This window comes from Salinispora cortesiana (assembly GCF_000484695.1).
GTDB lineage: Bacteria > Actinomycetota > Actinomycetes > Mycobacteriales > Micromonosporaceae > Micromonospora > Micromonospora cortesiana.
In genome coordinates this window covers 48,535-73,930 of record NZ_AXVR01000001.1, presented here as the reverse complement: position 1 = coordinate 73,930, position 25,396 = coordinate 48,535, and the positions used below count along the sequence as shown (strand labels likewise).

28 protein-coding genes and 1 riboswitch are annotated in these 25,396 nt (G+C 69.8%); of the genes, 5 read left to right on the top strand and 23 right to left on the bottom strand.

The window, feature by feature from the left end; genetic code table 11:
- Positions 1–211 precede the first annotated feature (211 nt).
- Complete coding sequence (locus K228_RS0100425) at positions 212–1,390, top strand: ABC transporter substrate-binding protein (RefSeq protein ID WP_025616624.1); 1,179 nt, start codon at positions 212–214, stop codon at positions 1,388–1,390.
- A 57-nt stretch (positions 1,391–1,447) separates the two neighbouring features.
- On the opposite strand, the gene K228_RS0100420 is transcribed toward K228_RS0100425, so the two are convergent.
- Together K228_RS0100420 and K228_RS0100415 are read right to left on the bottom strand one after the other, a co-directional pair.
- The gene (locus tag K228_RS0100420; protein WP_025616623.1) at positions 1,448–2,293 is read right to left on the bottom strand and encodes an ABC transporter permease; all 846 of its coding nucleotides are present in this window, start codon (positions 2,291–2,293) and stop codon (positions 1,448–1,450) included.
- 85 nt (positions 2,294–2,378) lie between these two features.
- Positions 2,379–3,398, bottom strand: coding sequence for an ABC transporter substrate-binding protein (locus tag K228_RS0100415; RefSeq protein WP_025616622.1), 1,020 nt, complete (start codon positions 3,396–3,398; stop codon positions 2,379–2,381).
- A 262-nt stretch (positions 3,399–3,660) separates the two neighbouring features.
- Here K228_RS0100415 and K228_RS0100410 point away from each other — a divergent pair, with 262 nt between their 5' ends.
- The 4 genes from K228_RS0100410 (at position 3,661) to K228_RS0100395 (ending at position 7,155) form a co-directional block, all read left to right on the top strand.
- The gene (locus K228_RS0100410) at positions 3,661–4,437 is read left to right on the top strand and encodes an ABC transporter ATP-binding protein (RefSeq protein ID WP_025616621.1); all 777 of its coding nucleotides are present in this window, start codon (positions 3,661–3,663) and stop codon (positions 4,435–4,437) included.
- Positions 4,437–5,387, top strand: coding sequence for an LLM class F420-dependent oxidoreductase (locus K228_RS0100405; protein ID WP_025616620.1), 951 nt, complete (start codon positions 4,437–4,439; stop codon positions 5,385–5,387). Before K228_RS0100410 ends, K228_RS0100405 begins: the two co-directional genes overlap by 1 nt.
- On the top strand, positions 5,384–5,686 hold the full coding sequence (locus K228_RS0100400) for a cupin domain-containing protein (RefSeq protein ID WP_018222607.1): 303 nt from the start codon (positions 5,384–5,386) through the stop codon (positions 5,684–5,686). Before K228_RS0100405 ends, K228_RS0100400 begins: the two co-directional genes overlap by 4 nt.
- 80 nt (positions 5,687–5,766) lie before the next feature.
- Complete coding sequence (locus tag K228_RS0100395; protein ID WP_025616619.1) at positions 5,767–7,155, top strand: hypothetical protein; 1,389 nt, start codon at positions 5,767–5,769, stop codon at positions 7,153–7,155.
- A 104-nt stretch (positions 7,156–7,259) separates the two neighbouring features.
- Here the strand turns inward: K228_RS0100395 and thiC are convergent, their stop codons facing one another.
- From thiC to secY, 21 genes are all read right to left on the bottom strand, one after another.
- Complete coding sequence (gene thiC, locus K228_RS0100390) at positions 7,260–8,852, bottom strand: phosphomethylpyrimidine synthase ThiC (RefSeq protein ID WP_033776327.1); 1,593 nt, start codon at positions 8,850–8,852, stop codon at positions 7,260–7,262.
- A 17-nt stretch (positions 8,853–8,869) separates the two neighbouring features.
- Positions 8,870–9,658, bottom strand: a complete 789-nt coding sequence (thiD, locus tag K228_RS0100385; RefSeq protein ID WP_025616617.1) for a bifunctional hydroxymethylpyrimidine kinase/phosphomethylpyrimidine kinase — start codon at positions 9,656–9,658, stop codon at positions 8,870–8,872.
- Positions 9,655–10,263 carry a thiamine phosphate synthase gene (locus tag K228_RS0100380; protein ID WP_025616616.1) on the bottom strand — a complete coding sequence of 203 codons (609 nt, stop codon included), beginning with the start codon at positions 10,261–10,263 and terminating at the stop codon, positions 9,655–9,657. The genes thiD and K228_RS0100380 overlap by 4 nt, the downstream gene beginning before the upstream one ends.
- Positions 10,260–11,039: a thiazole synthase gene (locus tag K228_RS0100375; protein ID WP_025616615.1), complete on the bottom strand. Its 780-nt coding sequence runs from the start codon at positions 11,037–11,039 to the stop codon at positions 10,260–10,262. The genes K228_RS0100380 and K228_RS0100375 overlap by 4 nt, the downstream gene beginning before the upstream one ends.
- Positions 11,036–11,236 (bottom strand): sulfur carrier protein ThiS, encoded by a 201-nt coding sequence (gene thiS, locus K228_RS0100370; RefSeq protein WP_025616614.1) that lies wholly within the window; start codon positions 11,234–11,236, stop codon positions 11,036–11,038. The genes K228_RS0100375 and thiS overlap by 4 nt, the downstream gene beginning before the upstream one ends.
- Positions 11,227–12,420 carry a glycine oxidase ThiO gene (thiO, locus tag K228_RS0100365; protein WP_025616613.1) on the bottom strand — a complete coding sequence of 398 codons (1,194 nt, stop codon included), beginning with the start codon at positions 12,418–12,420 and terminating at the stop codon, positions 11,227–11,229. The genes thiS and thiO overlap by 10 nt, the downstream gene beginning before the upstream one ends.
- On the bottom strand, positions 12,414–13,040 hold the full coding sequence (locus K228_RS0100360) for a thiamine phosphate synthase (protein WP_025616612.1): 627 nt from the start codon (positions 13,038–13,040) through the stop codon (positions 12,414–12,416). Before K228_RS0100360 ends, thiO begins: the two co-directional genes overlap by 7 nt.
- Positions 13,035–13,144, bottom strand: a riboswitch (TPP riboswitch). (Overlaps the previous gene by 6 nt.)
- A gap of 151 nt (positions 13,145–13,295) precedes the next feature.
- The gene (locus tag K228_RS0100355; protein ID WP_025616611.1) at positions 13,296–14,264 is read right to left on the bottom strand and encodes an aldo/keto reductase; all 969 of its coding nucleotides are present in this window, start codon (positions 14,262–14,264) and stop codon (positions 13,296–13,298) included.
- A gap of 16 nt (positions 14,265–14,280) precedes the next feature.
- Complete coding sequence (locus K228_RS0100350; RefSeq protein WP_025616610.1) at positions 14,281–15,960, bottom strand: ABC-F family ATP-binding cassette domain-containing protein; 1,680 nt, start codon at positions 15,958–15,960, stop codon at positions 14,281–14,283.
- A 41-nt stretch (positions 15,961–16,001) separates the two neighbouring features.
- Positions 16,002–16,607 carry a class I SAM-dependent methyltransferase gene (locus tag K228_RS0100345; protein ID WP_025616609.1) on the bottom strand — a complete coding sequence of 202 codons (606 nt, stop codon included), beginning with the start codon at positions 16,605–16,607 and terminating at the stop codon, positions 16,002–16,004.
- Positions 16,608–16,645: 38 nt separating this feature from the next.
- Positions 16,646–17,476, bottom strand: coding sequence for a tRNA pseudouridine(38-40) synthase TruA (gene truA / locus K228_RS0100340; protein ID WP_025616608.1), 831 nt, complete (start codon positions 17,474–17,476; stop codon positions 16,646–16,648).
- A 68-nt stretch (positions 17,477–17,544) separates the two neighbouring features.
- A complete protein-coding gene (gene rplQ / locus K228_RS0100335; protein ID WP_025616607.1) occupies positions 17,545–18,114 on the bottom strand; it encodes a 50S ribosomal protein L17 in 570 nt (189 codons plus the stop codon).
- 32 nt (positions 18,115–18,146) lie between these two features.
- Positions 18,147–19,169 (bottom strand): DNA-directed RNA polymerase subunit alpha, encoded by a 1,023-nt coding sequence (locus tag K228_RS0100330; protein WP_018217041.1) that lies wholly within the window; start codon positions 19,167–19,169, stop codon positions 18,147–18,149.
- A gap of 96 nt (positions 19,170–19,265) precedes the next feature.
- Positions 19,266–19,892, bottom strand: a complete 627-nt coding sequence (rpsD, locus tag K228_RS0100325; RefSeq protein ID WP_018222594.1) for a 30S ribosomal protein S4 — start codon at positions 19,890–19,892, stop codon at positions 19,266–19,268.
- A 13-nt stretch (positions 19,893–19,905) separates the two neighbouring features.
- Positions 19,906–20,313 (bottom strand): 30S ribosomal protein S11, encoded by a 408-nt coding sequence (rpsK, locus tag K228_RS0100320; protein ID WP_007073011.1) that lies wholly within the window; start codon positions 20,311–20,313, stop codon positions 19,906–19,908.
- Between the two features lie 18 nt (positions 20,314–20,331).
- Positions 20,332–20,712, bottom strand: coding sequence for a 30S ribosomal protein S13 (gene rpsM, locus K228_RS0100315; RefSeq protein WP_025616606.1), 381 nt, complete (start codon positions 20,710–20,712; stop codon positions 20,332–20,334).
- Between the two features lie 264 nt (positions 20,713–20,976).
- Positions 20,977–21,090, bottom strand: coding sequence for a 50S ribosomal protein L36 (gene rpmJ / locus K228_RS0100310; protein WP_012015104.1), 114 nt, complete (start codon positions 21,088–21,090; stop codon positions 20,977–20,979).
- Positions 21,091–21,182: 92 nt separating this feature from the next.
- A complete protein-coding gene (infA, locus tag K228_RS0100305) occupies positions 21,183–21,404 on the bottom strand; it encodes a translation initiation factor IF-1 (protein ID WP_007073013.1) in 222 nt (73 codons plus the stop codon).
- A gap of 633 nt (positions 21,405–22,037) precedes the next feature.
- The gene (gene map / locus K228_RS0100300) at positions 22,038–22,883 is read right to left on the bottom strand and encodes a type I methionyl aminopeptidase (RefSeq protein ID WP_025616605.1); all 846 of its coding nucleotides are present in this window, start codon (positions 22,881–22,883) and stop codon (positions 22,038–22,040) included.
- A gap of 80 nt (positions 22,884–22,963) precedes the next feature.
- Complete coding sequence (locus K228_RS0100295) at positions 22,964–23,617, bottom strand: adenylate kinase (protein WP_025616604.1); 654 nt, start codon at positions 23,615–23,617, stop codon at positions 22,964–22,966.
- Positions 23,618–24,943, bottom strand: coding sequence for a preprotein translocase subunit SecY (secY, locus tag K228_RS0100290; RefSeq protein ID WP_025616603.1), 1,326 nt, complete (start codon positions 24,941–24,943; stop codon positions 23,618–23,620).
- Between the last annotated feature and the right edge of the window lie 453 nt (positions 24,944–25,396).

Below are 25,396 nucleotides of genomic sequence, written 5' to 3'. Positions count from 1 at the left end.
AGCAATACGGTTTGGTAATCAGACGCAAACTTTACGTCACCCCAGCATGTGAGATTTTCGTCCCGAAACGCCTCCGCCCGGCTCGCTTGACCACGGGGCCCGACATTGGCAAGGTTTTCCAGGCTGCGCGCACACCGTACGGGAAAAGTGATCGATATCCCAGCGATAACGGACGATCCGCCGGCTCCCGTGCCGTACCTGGAGGACAACGTTGAGCCCCATCCGCTCCGCAACCGCGGCACTCACCTCGGCCGTCCTGGCCGCCACGCTCACCGCCTGCCAGTTCGGCACGGAGGAGCAAGACACCAGCCCGATCATCATCGCCGCCGACCTGGAACTGTCCGGGCCCGGCGCGCCGCTGGGCAAGACCTACCAGCGGGCTCTCGAGCTCAAAGCCGATCAGCTCAACTCATCGGGCGCGCTGAACGGACGGCAGATCGAGCTTCGGGTCAAGGACAACCGCTCCGACGCGAGCGAGTCCCTCCGCAACGTCACCGACTTCAGCACCGACCCACAGGTCAGCGCGATCGTCATGGGCGGTTGCAACGAATGCGCGATAGGCGCGGTGGAGGCCGTCAACGGGCAGCAGGTGCCGATGGTGGCGCTGGCCGCCGCCGAGGCCATCGCCAGCCCGGCAACGGAGCGCCGCTACGTGTTCAAGCTGGCTCCGAGCGCACCAGACAGCGCCGCAGCCCTCGCTGTCGAGCTTCGTCGCAACAAGATCGACGAGGTGGGGGTACTGCGCAGCGACGACGCCTACGGCACGGAGGGGCTTACCGTCCTCGAGGCCGCGCTGGACAAGGCCGACATCGAGGTACGGGGAGTAAAGACCGTCCGCGCCACCGACACTGACGTCTCCAGCCAGATCACCGCGCTGGTTGAGGACGAGCCCGAGGCGTTGGTGCTCTGGGCCCGCGCCGAGCAGGCTGGTCTCGCCGCCGTCACCGCGCGGGAGGGCAACTTCGAAGGCGCGCTCTACTTCGATGCCTCGGCCGCGGGTGAGCTCTTCCTCGGTACGACGGCCCAGGCCGCGGAGAACGCCACCATGGTCTTCACTCAGACCATGGTGATCGACGACGTGATCGCCACCACTCCGGCAAAGGCGGCACGGCGACAGTGGTTCCAGGACTACACCGCCCGATTCGGCGGCTACCACGGTTCGTCCTCGTTCGCTGCGGACGCCCTCCAGCTCATCACCGACGCCGCCGTGCGGTCCCCCAGCAACTCCGGCAAGCCTGACCGGGAGGGCATTCGGAACGTGCTGGAGACCTCGCAGATGGACGGTCTCTCGGGTCCGATCCGGCTGACTCCGGACAACCACTCGGGCCTCATGCCGCAGGCACTGACCACTCTGGTCGTGCGCAACGGCCGCTGGCACCTGGCCGGGTAACACCTCCGCCCGGCCCGGTGGTACCGGGCCGGGCGGGTCCGCCTCATGCCGGCTGGATCACCGAGCCGACGTGGTCGCCCGAACCCAGGGCAGGGCGAGCCGTTCGACGAGGTAGAGCAGGGAATAGAGCCCGATGCTCATTGCGGCGATCAACACGATCGCGGCCCACGCCGTCGCGGTCTCCCCAATCCCGTTGTACTGCAGGATCTGATAGCCCAGGCCCGGCTGGTCCGAGTAGAACTCCCCGATCACCGCCCCGATGGCGGCCAGCGGCATTGCCACCTTGAGGCCGACGAAGACCTGCGGTAGCGCGGCCGGGAAGCGCACCTTCCGGAACGACTGCCACCAGGATGCGTGCAGCGACCGCGCCAGTTCGGCCAGGTCCGCCGGGGTGGTGGTCAGGCCAGTCGCGGTGGAGAGCACGATCGGGAAGAAGCAGAGCAGGAACACCATGGTCAGGACCGGCTTCGCACCCCAGCCGAATGACACCACGAGTAGCGGACCAAGCGCGATTTTCGGCACCGCGTTGACGGCGACGAGCAGCGGCGCGAACATCCGCTCGAGGTGTCGAGACGCCGCCAGCGCAACCCCGATCAGCACCCCGGCCGCCGCCGAGAGCAGGAAGCCCGCCACCGTCATCAAGGTGGTAATCCCGAGTGCGGGCATGAGCACACCACCCCTCTCGACCATCGAGTCCCCGACGGCCTGCGGTGGCGGCAAGGCGGCCGGGTGTACGAGGCCGAACCCTGTGGTGACCAGCCACCAACAGGCCAGTGCGACCACCAGCCCGAGCAACGGAAGCCCGACGTCCCCCACCGGGATCGCCCGCCACCCGTGGGCGGCCGCGGGCGGGTTCACCACCCCCGCCGCCGGCCCCTCAGGGCGGGTCCGGGTCTCGGTCACAGCCTCCCTCCTTCCTGCCGGCTGCGGGCCGGCACACGGCGGGGGTGCGGACCGGGACCGGTCCACACCCCCGAACGGTGGTCGATCAGGACTTCGGTGTGAGGCTGAAGTCGATGACCTGGTCGGGCTCGAGCTCCTGCTTGAGCTGTCCCGCACCCCGTAGGATGGCGATGCTCTTCGCCACTCGGGCACTGTCCAGCGTGCCCAGCACCGCACCACTGTTGCTGGACCGGACGTAGCCGGCCATCAACTCCAGCTCCGCCCTGGCGGACTCCACGTTCGTCGAGTCCACATTCTTCTTTAGCAGCTCGGCTGCCTCCTGCGGGTTATCCAACGCGTAGTCCAAGCCCTTCAACAGGGCCTCGCTGAACCGCTTGACCATTTCCGGCTTCTCTTTGGCGATGGTCGCGGAGGTGATCAGCACGTTGCCGTAGAGGTCCTGCATGTACTCGCTGTACGGCAGCATGACCGCCTTCTTCTTGGCGATCGCCTCGATGGTCGGCTGGCCCACGACGAACTGCCCGATGCCGTCGACCGTGCCGGCGGCGAGGGTGCCCATCAGGTCCTGCGGCTGACCGTTGACCCAGGTCACCTTGCTCGCGTCAACGCCGGCCAACTCCGCGTACGTGGGGAAGAGGTTGCGGACCACCGAGGTGGGGGAGTCCGCGATCTTCTTGCCCTCGAGGTCCTTCGGCGTGGCGATGTTCGTACCCTCGACGGTGGCGATGCCGGCCATGGTGCGCTGCTGGATCGCGGCGACGACGACGAAGTCCTTGGCCTCGCCGTTGCCGAACTGGAGCAGGCTACCGGTGAGGTCGACCGGCCCGAAGTCCGCCTGACCTCCAGAGACCGTCTGAATAGTGCTACCGGTGCCCTGCCCCGGCTTGATCTCGACATCAAAACCCGCGTCGCGGAAGAAGCCCTTCTCCTTCGCCACCCAGGCGTAGGAGTCTCGGCCGAAGTTTCCGAAGGAGGTGAGGTAGGTTACCTTCTCCATCGCGCCGTCACCCCCCTCGGTGGAGTCCGAGTCGCTGCTACACGCCCCAACCGTCGCCAACGCAGCGGCCATCGTGGCCGCGGCGACCGTACGGGTCAGCCTTCTCATCAGTGCACCTTGTCCTTTCCGACCGGGGCCGAGAGCCACCGGAGGGGTAGTCGGGTGGCGGCGACCCGAAGGGTGAAGCCGGCGCCACCATCGTGAGGGGACTCTTCGGGGGCACAGCGTACGAGAAAACCGCCGCCGCACCGCCAGGTATGCCGGGTTGCGGAACGGACACAACTATTCCCACCCCAGCCAGCATCGTTGCCGTGCCGGGCCGGTACCCTATTCCTTGATCACTGACTGTCAACTCAGGAAGGCCCACCGGATGATCCGGCTGTCCGGGGTATCCCGGATCTTCGATGGCCGCTCCGGCCGAGTCGAGGCCCTGCGCGGCATCGATCTTGACATCGCCGACGGCGAATTCGTGGCCGTACTCGGCCGCTCCGGATGCGGCAAGTCCACTCTGCTCCGACTCATCGCTGGATTACTCCCGGTTACCACCGGGGAGGTCACCGTCGCGGACGCACCAGTCACCCATCCCCGACCGGATGTCGCGATGCTGTTCCAGCGACCGGCCCTACTGCCCTGGCGCACGGTGCTCGACAACGTCCTCCTCCCCGCGGAGATCTTCGGCTGGCAGCGGGCTCGGTACCGCGACCGGGCCCGGCAGCTGCTGGAGCTGACCGGCCTCGCCGGATTCGAGAGGCGGCTGCCACACGAGCTCTCCGGCGGCATGCAACAGCGGGTCTCGCTCTGCCGCTCACTGATCGGCGAGCCCCGGGTGATGCTGATGGACGAGCCCTTCTCCGCACTTGACGCGCTCACCCGCGAGGAGCTCTCCGGTGAGCTACAGCGGGTGCACATGGAGACGTCGGCGACGGTCGTCTTCGTCACCCACTCGATCGAGGAAGCGGTCCTGCTGGCTGACCGAGTGGTCGTGCTCAGCCCTCGCCCCGGCCGCATCCGCGACATCGTTGACGTCTCCATCCCCCGTCCGCGCACGCTTGGTCGCAACGCACATCTGGCCGACGTCGCCCGGGTCAGCGCCGACCTGCACGAGTTGCTCGCGGAGAAGGAACCCGCGTCGGCGGAGGCACCCTGATGCGCGTCTCGGTATTCACTGAGCCACACCGTGGCGCCAGCTACGACGACCAGCTCCGGTTCGCCCGCCACGCGGAGCACTGCGGCTACGACGGTTTCCTCCGCGCCGACCACTACCGGGCGATGGGCGACGACCCGGCGTTGCCTGGCCCCACGGACGCCTGGCTGACCCTGGCCGCGCTGGCCCGGGAGACCAGCCGAATCCGGCTCGGCACGCTGGTCACGTCGGCCACCTTCCGGCTACCCGGCCCACTGGCTGTCATGGTGGCGCAGGTTGACCAGATGAGCGGTGGCCGGGTCGAGCTGGGTATCGGCGCCGGCTGGTACGAACGGGAGCACACCGCGTACGGGATCCCCTTCCCCAACGTCAGCGAACGGTTCGACCGGCTGGCCGAACAGCTGGAGATCGTCACCGGCCTGTGGCGTACCCCTCCGGGGGCCGGGTTCAGCTACCGCGGAGAGCACTACCAACTCGTTGACGCGCCGGCGTTGCCGAAGCCGGTCCAGCACCCCGGTCCACCGGTGATCGTGGGCGGTCGTGGCGCGAAGCGTACCCCTGACCTGGCTGCCCGTTACGCCGACGAGTTCAACATGCCGTTCACCTCCGTCGCGCAGACGGCGGCCGCGTACGAGCGGGTCCGCCAGGCGTGCGATGCCGCCGGCCGGGCCGAGTCCGGGCGGCCACCACTGGTGCTCTCGGCCGGGATTGTGGTGGCGGTCGGCCGCATCGACGCCGAGGCACACCGCCGCGCCGCGCCGCTGCACCGGCCCAGCGCACTGCCCCCGGAGGATCCGGTCGTGGGCTCGCCCGCGCAGCTCGTCGAACGCATCGGCGAGTTCGCCGCGATCGGAGCGACCCGCGTGCACCTGCGCCTCATCGACCTCGCCGACCTCGACCACCTGGAGCTCATCGCCGCCGAGGTGCTCCCCCAACTGGATGGACCACAATGACCACAACTGACCTTGAGCTGGGCCCGGTGGGCCAGGAGATCGTTTTCGAGAACGACCGGGTACGGGTCTGGCACATCAGGCTGGCACCCGGTGAGCGGCAGCCGCTGCATCGGCACGACCACCCGTATCTGGTGGTGGCGATCCAGGGTGCCAAGAACGTCGTGCAGACCATCGACGGCGACCGGATCGACGCCGACGAGCCAACCGGCGGTGTCGTCTATCGGGATCCGGGTGCGGTGCACATGCTCACCAACACGGGCGACACGACCTACCTGGCCCGACTGGTCGAGCTCAAGTAGCCCCACCGCCGGACGGGGCTACCGCACCCGCCCGGCGTGCCAGTGGCGCGCGCCCGCACCGGGACCGTAACGTGCCCGGCATGGCGTTTCGGACCTTGGGCAAACTACTGCTCACGGCGCTCGGGGTAGGCCTGTTGGCCGGAGCCGGTCAGCTCGGCGTCGCCTTTGGCTTCGGCATCGTGCGCTTCTCCGGCGCCTTCACCAGTGAGGGCGTCAACCAATGGCCGGCACAGCTCGCCTGGGTCGGCTGGTTGGCGGCGAACGCCGCTGTCACCGGTGCCATCTGCGCCGAACGGCTGGCACGGCGGGCTGCCCCGCTGATCGGTGCCGGTCGGCAGGTCGCCGTGGCGGGCGCCGCCGCGCTCGGCGCCACGGTTGTCGCGCCGCTGGGCATGCAGTCCGCCCGAGCCGCCGACGTGGGCGCCGTGGAACCGGTCTGGGCCGTCGCCGCTGGTGCACTCCTCGGCGCGGTGGTCGGCGGGGGCGCGGCGCTGGCCGTCCTGATGCGACCCCCACTGCTCTGGAGCATGGCATTCGTCGCCGGCCTGGTCTGGCTCCTCGCCCTGGCCTCGGTTGCCCCGTCGCTGAACGACACCGGTCCACTTCGGGCAGTACGCCTCGGGGTGTGGGAACCCTCCTGGCTCGATCCCGCCGTGGCGGACCGCCTCTGCCTGCTGGGCCTGCCGGTGGCGGCGCTGCTGGCCGGAGCCGGCACCGGTGGCCTCGCCCGTCGGCGCGGGCAGGCCACACCCGTCGGCGCGCTGGCCGGACTCCCCGGGCCGGTGCTGCTGGCCGGCGCGTACCTGGCCGCGGGCCCTGGGACGGACGCGGACCGGTACCAGGCCACGCCGTACTACGCCGCCCTGCTCGCAGTGGTCGCCGGCGGGCTCGGCTCGGCCGCCGCCGCGATGCTGCGCTGGCCACTGATCGAACGCCCGGTCGAGCGAGCCGCCACGATACTGCGCTGGCCACTGAGCAACCGCCCAGTGGAGCAAGCCGCCACGACCGCCGCAGCCGCAACCGAGGCGGCGGCCGACGCAGCGGGCACCGATTCGGCCCCGGGCACCGAGCCGACGGCGGACCCCCCAACGCACCCGGCTCCGGCCGCGGTCGAATCGGCCCCGCCGACCACCGGCAACCCCGTACCGGCGACCCGGCCCCGTCCGGTAGCGGACGAGGACGAGGCCGACCCGGACACCGCAGCAACGGCGACATCGGCGGCGACATCAGCCGACCCGTTGGTGGCCGGCGCAACGCCGCCCGCGCCACGCCGCCGAAACCTGTTCCGACGCAGTCGCTCCCAGGCCGACGAGGCGGGGGAGCCGGCAGCGGAGGTCCGGCTCGCAGCGCAGGACGAAGAGTTCGTTGACTGGGTCACCGGTCTGAGCAAGCCGGTGCCCAACAACGAACCCGATCCGGACAGCGCTCGCCGCTCGTTGCGCTCCATCGGCCGACACCACGCCGACTAACCCGGACCCGCCCCGGGGCCACCCGCTCCGGCCGACCACCGGTGCCAGGGTGCCCACCCGTGGCGCCCCGACCAAACGTCAGGGTGCCACGGGTGGGTGGAAGATCAGGCCAGCGGCAGGTAGACCCGACCGCCGGAGGCGACGAACTCCTCCGACTTGTCCTTCATGCCACGCGCCGCGTACTCCTTCAGCTCCTGGGTGATCTTCATGGAGCAGAACTTCGGGCCGCACATCGAACAGAAGTGGGCCGTCTTCGCCGGCTCGGCGGGCAGGGTGGCGTCGTGGTAGGCGCGCGCGGTCTCCGGGTCCAACGCGAGGTTGAACTGGTCCTCCCAGCGGAACTCGAACCGCGCCTTGGAGAGCGCGTCGTCCCAGGCCTGAGCACCGGGGTACCCCTTGGCCAGATCCGCGGCGTGCGCAGCGATCTTGTACGCGATCACGCCGGCCTTCACGTCGTCCCGGTCCGGCAGCCCGAGGTGCTCCTTCGGGGTGACATAGCAGAGCATCGCCGTACCGAACATTCCGATCATCGCCGCGCCGATGGCGGAGGTGATGTGGTCGTACGCGGGGGCGATGTCCGTGGTCAGAGGACCGAGCGTGTAGAACGGCGCCTCCTGACACCACTCCTGCTGGAGGTCCACATTTTCCTTGATCTTGTGCATCGGCACGTGGCCCGGGCCCTCGATCATCACCTGGACATCGTGTTCCCACGCGATCTTCGTCAGCTCACCGAGGGTCTTCAGCTCGGCGAACTGCGCCTCGTCGTTGGCGTCCGCGATCGAGCCGGGGCGCAGCCCGTCGCCGAGCGAGAACGTCACGTCGTAGCGGGCCAGGATCTCGCAGAGCTCCCGGAAGTTCGTGTAGAGGAAGTTCTCCTCGTGGTGGGCCAGGCACCACGCCGCCATGATCGAACCACCACGGGAGACGATCCCGGTCACCCGCTCCACAGCTAGCGGCACGTACGACAGCAGCACCCCGGCGTGCACCGTCATGTAGTCGACGCCCTGCTCGGCCTGCTCGATGACCGTCTCCCGGAACACCTCCCAGCTCAACTTCGCCGGATCGCCGCCCACCTTCTCCAGCGCCTGGTAGATCGGCACAGTGCCGATCGGCACCGGGGAGTTCCGGACGACCGCCTCCCGGGTTTCGTGGATCCGCTTACCGGTCGACAGGTCCATCACGGCGTCGGCACCCCACCGGGTCGCCCAGGTCAGCTTCTCCACCTCCTCGGCGACCGAGGAGGTGACCGCCGAGGTACCGATGTTCGCATTGATCTTCACCAGGAAGGCCTTGCCGATGATCGCCGGCTCGCACTCCGGGTGGTTGACGTTCAGCGGCAGCACCGCCCGGCCGGTCGCGATCTCCTCCCGCACCAGCTCCGGGGCCACCCCCTCGCGGATCGCCACGAACTCCATCTCCGGCGTCACCACACCCGCCCGGGCGTACGCGAGCTGGGTCGGCCGCTGGCCGTCCACCCCCGCCAGCGGCGTACCGGCCCCGCGCACCGGGGCAACGTCCCCACGAGACGCGATCCACTTGCCTCGCATCGGCGGCAGCCCCACCTCCGGGTCGGAACCCGGCCCCGAGGTGTCGTAGAGCCGTACCGGCGGGTTGTCCCCGGTCAGGTCGACCTCGGCGAACGGCACCTGAATGTCCGGCCGCGACCCCTCGACGTAAACCTTGCGACGTTTCTGCATGACAGCCTCCCTATAGGTCAGACGGACCAGCTGAAGTGATCGAGCGGCCCGGGTCCCGCGCCCAACTCCCAGTCCCGAGCGCCGATCAGCGCCCGGGTCACGTACTCCTTGGCCGCCGCGACGGCCACCGGCACCGCATCACCGAGGGCGAGCCGGACAGTGACGGCCGCCGAGAACGAGCAACCTGTCCCGTGGTTGTGCCGGGTCGGCACCCGGGCAGCGCGGAGCAGGGTGGTGCCGCCCGCGCCGTGGAGCACGTCCACCGCAGCTTCGTCCCCTTCGGCGTCCCCGCCGGTGACCACGACATACTCCGGTCCGCCGGCGGTGAGGGCCGTCGCGGCGGCGACCATCTCCTCGACCGTCTCCACCCGGCCTCCGGTGAGGGCCGCCGCCTCCGCCCGGTTCGGCGTCGCCACCTGGGCGTACGGCAACAACCGCTCCACTACCGCGACCGCGCCCAGCCGGTGCCCACTGGTGGCCACCAGCACCGGGTCGACGACGAGGCGCGGCAGTCGACCCTCCCGGGCCGCGACCGCGACCACGTCGGCGACCCCGGGGCTACCGAGCATGCCGGTCTTCACCGCCCGAACCGAGAAATCGACGAGCACGCTCTCCAATTGGTCGGTAACGGTCGGTGGGGGCAACGGCAGAACGGCGTCAACGCCGCGGGTGTTCTGCGCGGTGACGGCGGTGACAACGCTGGTGCCGTACGCTCCCAGCGCCGCGAAGACTTTCAGGTCGGCCTGGATGCCGGCGCCCCCACCAGAATCCGAGCCAGCGATGGTGAGGACGGTACGGGGCGTCACCGCCTCTCTCCACTAGAGACGGTGTCGAAGACTCCCTGCAGGGTGGCCGCGACCGCGCACGGGTCCTCGGCCCGCATGATCGCACCCAGTACCGCCACCCCGACCGCTCCCGCCGTCACACAGTCGCGTACCTGCCCGGCCGTCTCGATCCCGCCCAGCGCCACCACTGGGACCGGGCAGACCTCGATCAACGTGGCCAGTCCGGTCGGGAGCAGCGGCGGGCCGTAGCCGGGCTTCGTCCGCGTCGGATAGACCGGGGAGACCATGGCGTAGTCCTCGACCGTGAGTCGACCCAGCTCCGCCTCGTCATGGCAGGAACGGCCGGTCAGGCCCGGTCGGGGTGGCGGATACGGACCCGCCGCCGGCAGGTGAACGGCGCTTCCGCCGAGCGGGTCCGGGCCGGCGACAACCAGGGTGCCACCGACCGGGGTGAGGACCCGGCGCAGTGCACCGGCGAGGGCGGCACGCTCGACCCGCGGCAGATCCCGCTCCCGCAACACCACCCAGCGCAGGCCGCCGGCCACGGCGTCGGCGACGACCTCGACGAGTGGTCGCCGCGCCGCCCGGCGGTCGGTGAGCAGCACCAGGCCGCTCGGCCCGGTCACAGCTCCGGCCGCCCATCGTCGGAGGTGGAGGCGAGGGCGTGGAAGCGACGCGGGATCCGGCCGGCCCGGTACGCGAGCCGGCCGGCATCGACCGCGTACCGCATCGCGGTCGCCATCGCCACCGGGTCGGCGGCCCGGGTCACTGCGCTGGCCAGCAGTACCGCGTCGCAACCCAGCTCCATGGCGAGCGCCGCGTCGGAGGCGGTCCCGATCCCGGCATCCAAGATCACCGGCACCTGCACGCTCTGCCGGATGAGCCGGATGTGGTGCGGATTCGACACCCCGAGCCCCGATCCGATCGGAGCACCCGCCGGCATCACCGCCGCGCAGCCGACATCGGCGAGCCGACGGGCCAGAATCGGGTCGTCGGAGGTATACGGCAGCACGGTAAACCCGTCGGCGACCAACTCCTCCGCAGCCCGCAGCAGCTCCACGCCGTCGGGCAGCAGGGTGCGCTCGTCACCGATCACCTCAAGCTTCACCCAGTCGGTCTCGAATGCCTCCCGGGCCAGCTGGGCCACCTTCACCGCCTCGCCCGCCGTGTAGCAGCCGGCGGTGTTGGGTAGCAGCCGGACCCCGCAGCGGTCGATCAGGTCCAGTAGGCCACCCGAGGGGCCCCCGGTGGTGTCCACCCGGCGCAGCGCCACGGTGACCAGGCTGGTGCCGGAGGCCCGGATCGCCTCTTCCAGGACAGTGAGGTTGGCGGCCCCGCCGGTGCCGAGGACTAGGCGCGACGAGATCGACACGCCACCCAGTTCGAAGGTCACCCCGCTCACCCGCCCTGCGCGGCGCTGAGCACCTCGACCCGGTCCCCGTCGCGCAGCAGGGTGGCCGGCCAGCCACCGCGCGGCACGACCTCGCCGTTGACGGCGACAGCCAGGCCACGCTCCTGGTCGGTCACCACCTGGACCAGGTCCGCGAGGGTCGTTCCGGCGGGCAGGCTACGCCCGCCGCCGTTCACCATCAGCTCCACGATTCCTCCTGTGGGTTCAGCCGGGCCGCGGCGGATCCGTGCGCCGGGGCGGGCGAACCCGCCGCGGCCGCGACCGGCCCGAGGCGCTCCGGGGTGAAGGGAGCGAGCAGTGGATCCGGCGTACCGGTGACGATCAGGTCGGCGATCAGGTCGGCGGTGACCGGGGTGAGCACGATCCCGTGCCGGTGGTGCCCGGTCGCGGCGAGCACCGCCGGCCGCCCGGGCAGCGGACCGAGGATCGGCGCGTTGTCGGGGCTGCCCGGACGGAGCCCGGCGAGCGCCTCGACCAGCTCATACTCGGCCACCTCGGGCACCAGGTCGGTGGCGGCCCGGAGCAGCCGCAACACCGCACCGCTGGTCACCATGGTGTCGGTGCGCTCCTCCGAGGTCGCCCCGACCACGACCTCCCCGTCCGGCCGCGGGACGAGGTAGACCTGCTCCCCGTCGGCGAAACCCCGAATCACATGCTGGAAGCCCGGTGCCTCGGGGGCGCGGAGCCGAAGCACCTGTCCCTTGACCGGGCGGACCGGCAACCCGGTCAGCGCGGCGGAGCCGCAGCCGGCCGCGACCACCGTGGTCCCCGCGGTCACCTCGGTCAACCGCTGGACCGGCGTCGGCACCAGCACTCCCCCGGCCCGCTCGGTGGCGGTGCGCAACGCCGAGATCAGCCGCCGCGGGTCCACCTGGTGGTCGGTGCCGGCGTAGGCGCCGCCCCGCAGGCGGGGCGACAGCGCCGGCTCCCGGTCTCGTAGCTCGGAGGGGCGCAGTGGAGTGACCGGCAGCCCCAGCCCCTGCTGGTACGCCCAGAGCCGGCGGGCCACCGCGAGATCGTCGGTGGTGAGCCCGACCATCAGGGTGCCCTCGCTGCGGTAACCGACGTCGGTGCCGGCGGCGGCGGCCAACTCGGCGGCGAACGCCGGCCAGCGCGCCGCCGACTCGGTGAGCAGGCCGGTCAGCTCGTGCTCACCGAAGTACGCCTCGGCGACCGGTGCGAGCATCCCCGCGGCGGCGTTCGCCGCACCCGAACCAGGATCCGGGTCGTGTACGACGACCCGCAGCCCGCGCGCCGCGCACCGCCAGGCGATGGCCAAGCCGATCGGCCCCGCCCCGACCACCGCAACGTCGGGCGTCGACAGCGAGTTCGGGTTGCTGCCCCGGGAGGTGCCGGGAGGTTTGCTCACCACGTCAGTGCCTCCATCAGTGCGGCGGTGGCCCGGGCGGGGTCGGCGGCCTGCGAGAGCGCGCCGATCACCGCCACTCCGTATGCCCCGGCTGCCCGCAGGGCAGGCACGTCCGCCGCGGTCACCGCCCCGATGGCGATCACCGGCACGCTGACCGCGGCGGCGACCGCTCCTACCCCGGCCACGCCGATCGCGGGCGGCAGACCCTTCTTTGAGGTGGTGGAGTGAACCGGTCCGACCCCGAGGTAGCTGGCCCCGGCGGCGACCGCCTCGACAGCGGTGTCCGCGTCGCGAGCGGTGGCACCGAGGACGGCGGCGGAGCCGAGCACCGTACGGGCCGCCCCGACCGGCAGGTCGTCGGCGCCCACGTGACCACCGGCAGCACCAACCGCCAGGGCCACGTGCAGTCGGTCGTTCACCAGACAGGCCGCGCCGTACCGGGCGCAGAGCGCGATCACCCGGCGGGCCAGGTCGTACGCCTGCCGGTCGGTCGCATCGTCGGCCACCCGGACCTGGACGACGAGTTCGGTGCGGGCCACCGACAGGGCCGCCTGCACCACAGTGAGTGGATTGTGCCCAGAGCGGGCATCGGTAATCAGATGTAAGCGTCCAAGGGACGACACGGCAACTCTCCTCCCTGCGCCGGCACTACCCGGATCAGGTTCAACGGTCGGGGGCTCCCAGCCCCCCTCTCAGCCCGGTCTACCGGGCTCCCGTGGGTCACTTGCCTGCCACCGTACGGCAGCCGCCGTCAGCCTGCCAAGACGGCCCCGGGGTGGGCCGTCTTGGCGAGGGGCGGACCGGCCACCGCCGGCGGCACCCCGGACGCGGCTCGGCCTCCCACCGTCGGGACGGTGGGAGGCCGAGTCTCCGGCTTGCTAGCCGTCGAGCACCGCCCGCAGGGCCGCCAGATCGCCGGCTTCGGGCACCCAGGCACCCGCCGCCGCGTTGGCCCGAGCCTGGTCGGGGGTAGTGGCACCAGCGATCACCGAGGCCACCGCGGGCTGGGCGGCGAGCCCGCCGATGGCGACCTGAAGCAGGCTGAGCCCGCGCTCGGCCGCATAGCCCTCGAGCGCCTCGATGGTGTCCCAGTTAGCGGCGGCCAGCCGGGCCGCGTACCGGCCACCACCGGCGAGACGACTGCCCGACGGCGCTGCCTCGCCCCGCTTGTACTTGCCGGTGAGCAGGCCGTTGGCGAGGGGAAAGAAGGGCAGCAGGCCAAGCCCGAACCGCTCACACGCCGGGACGACCTCGGCCTCGGCGCCCCGTTCGAGCAGCGAGTAGTGATTCTGCGCGGAGATGAACCGGGTCCGTCCGCGCGAGCTGGCGACCCAGTCCGCATCGGCGATCTGCCAGCCATCGAAGTTGGAGTTACCCAGGTAGCGCACCTTGCCCGCGGTGACCAGATCGTCCAGTGCGGCGAGCGTCTCGTCGATCGGGGTGCCCGGGTCCGGTTCATGCATCTGATACAGGTCAATGTGGTCGGTCTGCAGCCGACGCAGCGACGCCTCCACCGCCCGCATGACGTAGCGCCGGGCACCGCGGGCGCCGTGGTCCGGTCCGTTATGGCCGTCCATGTCCATACCGAACTTGGTGGCGATCACCACATCCTCTCGGCGCCCCTTGAGCACCTGGCCGAGGAGTTCCTCGGAGCTACCCGGCGGAGCACCATAGATGTCGGCGGTGTCGAAGAAGTTGATCCCGGAATCGAGGGCGGCTTCCACCACCGCCCGAGTCCCGTCCAGGTCGACCCGGCGGCCAAAGTTGTTGCAGCCGATGCCGACTGCGGACACCACGAGCCCGGAGTCGCCCAACCGGCGATACGTCATCTCAGTCACGAAATCCACCCTATGCCGCTCGCGCTCAGGCCACCTCCCAGACCGGCTCGGCGACCTCCACCACCTCGCCGTCCCCTTGGAACAGCAAGAATCGATCAAATGAACGGGTGAACCATCGATCATGGGTCACCGCCACCACCGTCCCCGCGAACGCGGCCAGCCCCGATTCGAGCGCCTCCGCCGAGGCCAGGTCCAGGTTGTCCGTCGGCTCGTCGAGCAGCAGCATGGTCGCCCCGGACAACTCCAGCAACAGCACCAGGAAACGAGCCTGCTGGCCACCGGAGAGGGTGCCGAACCGCTGGTCCCCCTGCCCGGCCAGCTCATACCGAGACAGCGCGGCCATCGCCGCGTGCCGGTCCATCCCAGCACGGTGCTCGTCGCCCCGCCACAGGATGTCGACCAGCGTCCGCTCCATCAGCTCCGGCCGGTCATGGGTCTGGGAGAAGTGACCGGGCCGGACCCGGGCACCGAGGCGGGCCACCCCGTCATGCCCGACGGGTGCGAGCCCCGCACCACCGTCAACCGGCTGATTCACCGGATCGGGATCGGTTCCGCCCCGGGCGATCAGGCGGAGGAAGTGCGACTTCCCGGTCCCGTTGGCACCGAGCACGGCGAGCCGGTCGCCATACCAGAGCTCCAGGTCAAAGGGGTAGGTCAGACCGTCGAGCTCCAACTGCTCGCAGATCAGGGCACGCTTACCGGTCCGGCCGCCGGCCAGCCGCATCCGGATGTCCTGTTCCTTCGGGGGTACGGGCGGCGGCCCGGCCTCCTCGAACTTCCGCAACCGGGTCTGGGCGGCCTGGTAGCGAGAGGCCATCCCGGAGTTGTACGCGGCCTTCTGCTTGTACATCAGCATCAGTTCCCGCAGCTTCTGGTGTTCCTCGTCCCACCGCCGACGCTGCTCGTCGAGGCGGTCGTGCCGGGCGACCCGGGCCTCGTGCCAGCTGGCGAAGCCACCCGGGTGCACCCACGCGCCACCACCCTCGACGGCCACCACCCGGTCCGCGGTGCGGGCCAGCAACTCCCGATCGTGCGAGACGTACAGCACCGACTTGCCGGACTCCCGCAGCCGCGCCTCCAACCAGCGCTTCCCGGGCACGTCGAGGAAGTTGTCCGGCTCGTCGAGCAGGAGCACTTCTTCCGGACCACGCAGGAGCAGCTCCAGGGCGAAGCGCTTCTGCTGGCCGCCGGAGAGCGTCCGGACCGGACGGTGCCGCGCCGTGTCCCACGGCAGGTCGAGCACGATCGTGGTGACGGTGTCGAAGAGCACCTCCGCGTCGTACCCGCCGGCCTCCCCCCAGGCGGCGAGCGCGTCTGCGTACGCGAGCTGGGCCTTGCCGGCGGCGGTGCTGTACTTGCCGCGCACCTCGGCCGCCCGCATCGCCGTCTCGGTACCTGCGACCCGCTGACCAGCCTCGCGCAGCCGGGGCGGGGCGAGGGAGAGAGCCAGGTCAGCGAGGGTTGACTCGTCACCGATCATCCCGATGAACTGACGCATCACGCCCAGCCCACCGGCCCGGGCGATCGCGCCGCGCCGCACCGGCAGGTCGCCGGCGACCATGCGCAGCAGCGTCGTCTTGCCCGCGCCGTTCGGCCCGACCAGGGCGACCTTGGCACCATCGCCGACCCGGAACGACACATCGGCGAAGAGCTGTCGCCCGTCGGGTAGCCAGTGCCCAACTGCTGCTACGTCCACATAACCCACGAAGGCATCCTGCCGGGCCAACCCGGCCGGGCCAACCCGTTTTACCGGGTCACCCGCAGCACCCGGTAGCCCTTCTGGCTCGCCGGCCGCGCTACCTGCCAGCCCCGCTCGGCCAGCCAGCGGTGTAACGAGTCACCGCCGAGGTGCCGGGCGACAACCAACCAGGCCACCCCGTCCGGTGCGAGCCGGGGCAGCCAGCGCAGCAGGAGCTGGTGCAGCTCGGTCTTGCCGATCCGGATCGGCGGATTCGACCAGATCTGGTCGAAGGTCACCGCTGCTGGAACCGCGTCCGGCGGGGCCACCCGGACCCGGCCCGCGGCCCCGACCCGCGCGGCGTTGGCCATGGTCAGCTCCCGAGCCCGCTCGTTGACGTCGACGGCCCAGACGGTGGCCGACGGCGCCGAGGTGGCGAGCACAGACGTGATCGGTCCGAAGCCGCAGCCGAGATCGAGCAGCTGACCGGTGCTCTCCGGCGCCGGTAGCTCGGCCTTGCGCAGCAGCACCGCCGTCCCCGGGTCCAGCCGCCCGGCGGAGAAGACACCACCGGCGGAGGCCAGCGTGTAGTCGCGGCCGGCCGCGGAGAAGACCACCTCCCGGGGTTGGGCGGCAGTCGCCGGTTGAGCGGTGAAATAGTGGTCGCCGGTCACACCGTCGATTCTCGCACCGGCCCCGCCAACGCCCCGCCTCAGGCCGGCGGCGGCACCCGCAACCGGCGGGTCAGGCTAGCCCGACGGGCATACTCGGCCGGGTCGTCCGGGTAGCCCACCGCGACCAGGGTCAGGCCGTGTGCCGGGGCGACGTTCACCTCGCTGGCGCGCTCCCGACGGGTGAGCAGACCGGCCGGCCAGTCAGCGGGGCGGCGGCCGTCCCCGGCGGCCAGCATCGCACCGACCAGACTGCGCACCATCGCCTGACAGAAGGCGTCGGCCTGCACGGTCGCCACGAGAATCCCGTCCGGGGCGCGCCGCCAGTCCAGCCGGGTCACCTCCCGCAGCGTCGTCGCGTTCTCCTTACGCCGGCAGTATGCGGCGAAGTCGTGCTCCCCCACCAGTCCGTCGGCGGCCGCGTTCAGCGCGGCCAGGTCGAGCCGGCTCGGCCAGGCCAGGGTGTCGTGCCGCTGCAACGGCTCGGCGCCCCAGGGCGCGTCGGTGACCCGGTACTCGTACCGCCGGAAGGTCGCCGAGAAGCGCGCGTCGAAGTCGTCCGGCGCTCCCGTCATCGCCCGTACCCGGACGTCGGTGGGGAGCAGCCGGGCCAGCCGCCGCAGCAGGGTGTTCTCGTGCTGGTGCCACACCTCGGTCCGCAGGTCGACGTGGCAGACCTGCCCGGTGGCGTGTACGCCGGCATCGGTCCGGCCGGCGACGGTCAGCCCGGTCGCCGCACCGGCACCGAGCACCAGGTCAAGCGCGGCCACGAGGGCACCAGCGACCGTACGCCGCTGCGGCTGGACCGCCCAGCCGGAGAAGTCGGTGCCGTCGTACGAGACATCCAGCCGTACCCGGGTGCGCTCCTGCACTCCTGTCCCCTTCCACGCGTCGGGCCCGACACCCGGGTGGGTGTCGGGCCCGACGGGAGCCTGGCCGATCAGGCCTTGTTCTGCTCGTTGTTCTCCTCGACAGCGAGGTCGCTGTCCGCGCGGGCCGCAGCGGTGTCACCCGAGGCCGAGACGGGCGCCTCGGCGTCCTGGTCTCCGCTGGTCGCCGGGGTCTCCTCAGCCGGGGCGAGCGCCTCGACCTTGTCCTGCTGCGCGGCCTTGCGGCCGGCGGTCTTCTTGCTCGCCTTCGGCTCCGCGACCACGAGCTCCTCGACCAGCTCGATGATCGCCATCGGAGCGGCGTCACCCTTCCGCGGACCGGTCTTCACGATCCGGGTGTAGCCACCGTTGCGGTTGGCGTACCGGGGCGCGATCTGGTCGAACAGGGTGTAGACCACGTCCTTGTCCTTGACGACCGCGAGCACCCGACGCCGGGCGGCCAGGTCACCGCGCTTCGCCTTGGTGATCAGCTGCTCCGCGAGCGGGCGCAGCCGCCGGGCCTTGGTCTCGGTGGTCTGAATCTTGCCGTGCTGGAACAGTGACGTGGCCAGGTTGGCCAGCATCAACCGCTCGTGCGCCGGGCTGCCGCCGAGGCGGGCACCCTTGGTGGGCGTGGGCATTCTCGGTGCTCCTCGTCAATCCTCAGCCGCGCTTACAGCTGCTCAGTCTCGCGGTAGTCCTCGGTGTCGTAGTCGGCCTCACCGAAGGCGTCCACGACGTTCGCCGGGTCGAAGTTCGGGGCCGAGTCCTTCAGCCCCAAGCCCATCCCAGCGAGCTTCATCTTGACCTCGTCGATCGACTTCTGGCCGAAGTTACGGATGTCGAGGAGGTCAGCCTCGGTACGCCCAATGAGCTCACCAACGGTGTTGATGCCCTCGCGCTTGAGGCAGTTGTAGGAGCGGACGGTGAGGTCCAGCTCCTCTATCGGCAGCGCCAGATCCGCTGCCAGCTGGGCGTCCTGCGGGGACGGCCCGATGTCGATGCCCTCCGCGGTCTCGTCCAGCTCCCGAGCCAGGCCGAAGAGCTCGACCAGCGTGGAACCGGCCGAGGCCAGGGCCGTGCGGGGCCCCATCGACGGCTTGGACTCGACGTCGATGATCAGCCGATCGAAGTCGGTCCGCTGCTCGACCCGGGTCGCCTCGACCCGGTAGGTGACCCGGAGCACCGGCGAGTAGATCGAGTCGACCGGAATCCGACCGATCTCGGCACCCGCCTGCTTGTTCTGCGCCGCGGTGACGTAGCCACGGCCCCGCTCGACGGTCAGCTCCATGTCGAGCCGGCCCTTGCCGTTGAGGGTGGCGAGTTTCAGGTCCGGGTTGTGCACCGAGACGCCAGCCGGGGGCTGGATGTCACCTGCGGTCACGTCACCCGGGCCCTGCTTACGCAGGTACATGCTGACCGGCTCGTCATGCTCGGAGCTGACGCAGAGCTCCTTGATGTTCATGACGAGCTCGACCACATCCTCCTTGACCCCGGGGATCGTGGTGAACTCGTGCAGCACACCATCGATCTTGATCGAGGTCACCGCCGCGCCGGGGATGGACGACAGCAGCGTCCGACGCAGCGAGTTGCCCAGGGTGTAGCCGAAGCCGGGCTCCAGCGGCTCAATGGTGAACCGGGACCGGGTCTCGTTGATCGACTCCTCGGAGAGCGAGGGCCGCTGGGAGATGAGCATCTCTTCTCTTTTCTTCCGGGGCGCCCGCCATATGACGCCCACGACACACCGTTGTGGTGGTCCGCCCCGAAAAGGGGCGGACCACCACCCGAGCGCCTACTTGGAGTAGAGCTCGACGATCAGCTGCTCCTGGACCTGGGTGTCAATCACCTGGCGGCTCGGGAGCGAGTGCACGAGCACCTTCATCTGGCTCGGAATGGCCTCCAGCCACGCCGGCACGCTCTTGGAGCCGGCCTCGGCCTGCGCCACCAGGAACGGGGTGAGCTCCTTGCTCTTGCCCCGGACCTCGATGATGTCGTGCTCCTTGACGCGGTACGACGGGATGTCGACCTTCTTGCCGTTCACCGTGAAGTGACCGTGCTTGACCAGCTGCCGGGCCATGTCCCGGGACTTGGCGTAGCCGGCCCGGTAGACCACGTTGTCCAGCCGCGACTCGAGGATCTGCAGGAGAACCTCACCGGTCTTGGCCTGCTTCGCGACGGCCTCATCGTAGTAGCCGCGGAACTGCTTCTCCAGCACGCCGTAAACCCGGCGGGCCTTCTGCTTCTCGCGGTGCTGGAGCAGGTACTCCGTCTCCTTCGTGCGGCCACGGCCGTGCTGTCCGGGCGGGAACGGCCGGGACTCGAACGGGCACTTCGGGCCATCGCACTTGCTGCCCTTGAGGAACAGCTTCATCTTCTCCCGCCGGCAACGGCGGCAGTCAGCACCGGTGTAACGAGCCATCTCTTCCTACCTCTCAGACCCGGCGACGCTTCGGCGGACGGCACCCGTTGTGCGGCTGCGGGGTCACGTCGGAGATCTGACCGACCTCCAGCCCCACGGCCTGCAGCGAACGGATGGCGGTCTCCCGGCCGGAGCCGGGGCCCTTGACGAACACGTCGACCTTGCGCATGCCGTGCTCCATCGCGCGACGCGCGGCGGCCTCGGCGGCCAGCTGCGCGGCGAACGGAGTCGACTTGCGGGAGCCCTTGAAGCCAACCTGGCCGGCGGAGGCCCAGGAGATGACCGCACCGGTCGGGTCCGTGATGGACACGATGGTGTTGTTGAAGGTGCTCTTGATGTGCGCCTGGCCGTGGGCGACGTTCTTGCGTTCCTTGCGCCGGACCTTCTTGACGGCGGCTCCGGCACGAGCCTTCGGTGGCATAAGTCTTCTGCGCTCCTATTACTTCCTGCCGGGCTTCTTCTTGCCGGCGACGGTCCGCTTCGGGCCCTTGCGGCTGCGGGCGTTGGTCCGCGTCCGCTGACCACGAACCGGTAGGCCCCGGCGGTGCCGGATACCGGCGTAGCAGCCGATCTCGACCTTGCGACGGATGTCCGCGGCGACCTCGCGGCGCAGGTCACCCTCGACCTTGTAGTTGGCCTCGATGTGGTCGCGGAGCTGCACGAGCTCCTCGTCCGTGAGGTCCCGGGCGCGCTTGTCCGGCGAGATGCCGGTGGCGCCGAGCGTCTCCAGAGCGCGGGTGCGACCCACGCCGAAGATGTAGGTGAGCGCGATCTCCAACCGCTTCTCGCGGGGGAGATCCACGCCGACTAGCCGTGCCATGTGCGGGCGTACTCCTCGTGGTTTCTGGCGGAGGTGTGGTCCCGTCCCATCCCGCTACCGACCCATCCCGTTCTCCGACGCCGATACCGACGCCGGCGACCGGTTCGGTCGCTGCCCGAGCGGGCCCCGGCCTCCGACCGGGGGTTAACCACGACGAGGTACGCGCTGCGCACTCCTGCGGCTGGAACGAGCATGTGCTGTGTTGTGACGGAATCTGCGGCCGGGGCCGGTGTCGACCGGTCGTTGGCACGACCGGCCGGACAGTCAGCCCTGACGCTGCTTGTGGCGCGGGTCGGCGCAGATGACCATGACCCGGCCGTGCCGGCGGATCACCCGGCACTTGTTGCAGATCCGCTTGACGCTCGGCTTGACCTTCACGGTTGCCTTACTTCCGATCTGGCCCGGCGACGCGACGAACGCGGCTCCGGGCGACGAAGACGGACACGGGATTCACCCGGCCGCCGTCAGGCTTACTTGTAGCGGTAGACGATGCGCCCTCGGGTCAGGTCGTACGGCGAAAGTTCGACGACGACCCGGTCCTCCGGCAGGATACGGATGTAGTGCTGCCGCATCTTGCCGCTGATGTGAGCCAGCACCTTGTGCCCATTCGCGAGCTCCACCCGGAACATGGCGTTCGGCAGGGGCTCGATGACCCGGCCCTCGATCTCGATGGCTCCGTCTTTTTTCGGCATGTCCTCCGCTGTCCTGACGTCGGTTGCTCCGGACGGCCCACAACGTCTTTCACGGGATGACTGATCGAAATCAGGTGACCCGCGCCAGCCGCGGCTCCAGCACCCACCGAAGCGCGGGCGGGCATGCCGGAGTGGACGCTGTGCGCCGATCAGAAAGTGTACGCCGGCCCGTGCGCCGTCGCCAAACCGACCACCCAACCCGGCAATTGACCTCGCCGAACCGGGCGATCGGGTAGTCATCGCCGACCCCGTCCGGCTGCTGAGAAGCGGGCCAGAGCACCACGTCAACACCCGGGGCTGTCACCGGCTAGGGCTACCGCGGAGCCGAGCGGCCGGTTCCACCAACCACGGCCCGTTGGAGACGCAACCCGCCGCACCACCGGGATCACCAGCCGAGGTCGGAAGATGCAATGGCGGTCACCAGCCGGACCAGAGGAAGCCCACCCGGGTCACCACCGGCCCGGGACCATCGGCGGCGCCCGCCACGACGGCGAGTGCCCAATCGGCCGGCAGCTCGGCCAGCCGGCTGGCGGGCCGGACAGCTCCTCAGCCGAGGGCCGTTCCTGGGCTGCCCTCGGGCCGGCCACAGGCCCGGGTCTCGGGCTGGCCACAGGCCCGGTCTCGGACCGCTACTCAGCCGGCAACCGCCGGCTGCCGGGCGGTTACCAGGTCACCGAGGCGCTCCCGCCCGCCGTCAACCGCGGTCAGCACCCACACCCCGTCCGGCAACAGTGCCATGCTGTGCTCCACGTGCACCGCCCGGGAGCCGTCCCGCGTCACCACCGTCCAGCCATCGGCCAGCTCCGCCGTCCGGGGCGAGCCCAGCGTGATCATCGGCTCGATGGCGAGCGCCATACCCGATACCAGCCGAGGACCCCTACCCGGGCGGCCGTGGTTGAGCACGTGCGGATCCTGGTGCATCTCGGTGCCGATTCCGTGCCCGCCATACCCGTCAACGATGCCGTACCGCCCGCCCTTGCGGACCGCCGTCTCGACGGCGTGGGAGATGTCGGTAAGCCGTCCCTTGCCACTGGCAGCACCGCGGGCGCCCGCGGCGATGCCGGCCCACATCGCGTCCTCGGCGACCGCGGCCATCCTCAGTAACGCCGGCTCCACCTCGCCCACCGCGACGGTGATGGCCGCATCCCCATGCCAACCGTCCAGCACCGCACCGCAGTCGAGGGAGATGATGTCTCCGTCCCGGAGCACCTGGGTGGGGGCCGGGATGCCATGCACGACCTGCTCGTTGACAGACGCGCAGATCGAGGCGGGGAAGCCGTGGTAGCCCAGGAAGGATGGGGTGGCGCCCGCCGCCCGGATCGTCGATTCGGCGATCGCGTCCAACTCCGCGGTGCTGACGCCGGGAGCCACCGCCTCCCGCATCCGGCGCAACGCCTCCGCGACCACCAGCCCGGCAGCGCGCATCTTCTCGATCTGGTCAGGGGTCTTCAGCTGGATATCCAGCTGGGGACGACGCATCGGGGTAAACCTCTCTCACCGAAGAGCGGGGCACGCCGCCACGTACCCCGCTACCGGGTCTCTATCCGCGGTGCTGCGGCTCAGCCGCTGTAGGACCGCAGAGCGTCGATCGCACGCACGGTGACATCCTCCACCGGGCCGGTGGCGTCGATGCCCACCAGCTTGCTCTGGGCGCCGTAGTAGTCCACCAGTGGCGCGGTCTTGTCCGCGTACTCCCGCAACCGGGTGGCGATGGTCTCCGGCTTGTCATCGTCGCGCTGGAACAGCTCGGCGCCACACCGGTCGCAGCGCCCCTCCTGACTGGGGGCGTCGAACTCGACATGCCAGACCTTGCCGCAGCCCCGGCAGGTACGCCGGCCGGAGAGGCGCCGAATGACCTCGTCGTCGTCAACCACCAGCTCCAGCACCAGGTCCAGCGCGGCGCCCAGGTCAACGAGGAGCTTGTCCAGCGCGGCCGCCTGTGGGGTGGTCCGCGGGAAGCCGTCGAGGAGGAACCCCGCACCGGCGTCCGGTTCGGCGAGCCGGTCCCGGACCATGTTGATGGTCACTTCGTCCGGCACCAACTCGCCGGCGTCCATGTACCGCTTGGCCTCGACCCCGAGGGGCGTGCCCTGCGAGACGTTGGACCGGAAGATGTCCCCGGTCGAGATCTTCGGCACCGCGAGGTGTGCGGCGACGAACTCTGCCTGCGTGCCCTTACCCGCTCCCGGCGGGCCAACCAGAACGAGTCTCATCTACCGCAGGAACCCTTCGTAGTTCCGCTGCATCAGTTGGCTCTCGATCTGCTTGGTGGTCTCGAGACCAACACCAACCATGATCAGCACTGCGGTACCACCGAACGGGAAGTTCAGGTACTGCTGGCGGTCAAGCCAGATGAAGAAGAAGTTCGGCAGGATCGAGACGACGGCCAGATAGAGCGCGCCGGCCAGGGTGATCCGACTGAGGATGAAGTCGAGGTAGTCGGCGGTCGGCTTGCCCGGACGGATACCCGGGACGAAACCGCCGTACTTCTTCATGTTGTCCGCGACCTCGGTCGGGTTGAAGGTGATCGAGACGTAGAAGTACGTGAAGAAGATGATCAGCAGGAAGTAGACCACGATGTAGATCGGGCTGGTCGGATCGACCAGGTTGTTCTGAATCCACACCTGGGTCTGGCCCGGGTCGGTCTGGTCGAAGAACTGCAGGGCCAACTGCGGCAGGTAGAGCAGTGAGGAGCCGAAGATGACCGGGATGACACCCGCCTGGTTCACCTTCAACGGGATGTAGGTGGACGTGCCGCCGTACATCCGCCGGCCGATCATCCGCTTGGCGTACTGCACCGGGATCCGCCGCTGCGACTGCTCGATGAAGGTGACCGCGGTGATGATGACCAGGACCAGAGCGACGACGAGCAGGAACTTGGCCCAGCCCTGGCTCTCCTTGATCGTCCAGCCCTCGGCGGGGAGCCGGGCCGCGATCGAGGTGAAGATCAGCACGGACATACCGTTGCCGACGCCCCGGTCGGTGATCAGCTCGCCGAGCCACATCACCACGCCGGTGCCCGCGGTCATCGTCATGACCAGGATGCTCAGGGTCAGCCAGTCCGGGATACCGGTCCCTTCCGGGATGATCGGGAACTGGTCACACTGGTTGTTGAAGAGCTGCCCGGAGCGGGCCAGCGCCACGAAGGCCGACGCCTGCAGGACACCGAGCCCGAGGGTCAGGTAGCGGGTGTACTGCGTGATCTTCGCCTGGCCGGCCTGGCCCTCCTTACGGAGCTGCTCCAACCGGGGGATCACCACAGTCAACAGCTGCAGGATGATCGACGCGGTGATGTAGGGCATGATGCCCAGCGCGAAGACCGAGAGCTGCAGCAACGCTCCACCGGAGAAGAGGTTGAGCAGGTTCAGCACACCGGTGCTGCCCTGGGTCGCATCGATGCACTTCTGCACGTTGGTGTACGACACACCGGGGCTGGGCAGCGCAGCGCCGAGGCGGTAGATCGCAATGATACCGATCGTGAACAGCAGCTTCTTGCGCAGGTCAGGCGTACGGAACGCACTGAGAAAGGCAGACAGCAAGTTCTTCCTCCTGCGCGAAGGCCGCGTGGCCATTCGCCAACACGGGCACCATCAGACTGGCGACCTAGACGACGCCGAGGTCACACCTTAACAGGCTTGCCCAACACCACACCACTGGGTGCCTACATGTCTCGTTCTGCCGGCCGCGGCATACGAAGCGGACAGACGAGGGACCGAACCTCCACGGCCTCCCACATCGGGGGCCCAGAGCAGTCTACGCGCGCGTCATGCCACAAGAGAGCGACGCACCGAATTATCAAGTCTATAATCTTCTATTGACCCGGCACCACCCGTGCGCTAGCGTGCAGAATTGTTGCCAACTATAGCGAACAGCTACGGGCGATTCCCCTGCGCCCCACCCCTGGTCTCGCCTCGGCTTCAATCCCAGCCTCGAGCCCGGTCACGGCACCGGTCTCGTCTCGGTCCCGATCTCAGCCTCGGCCTTGCTGCAGC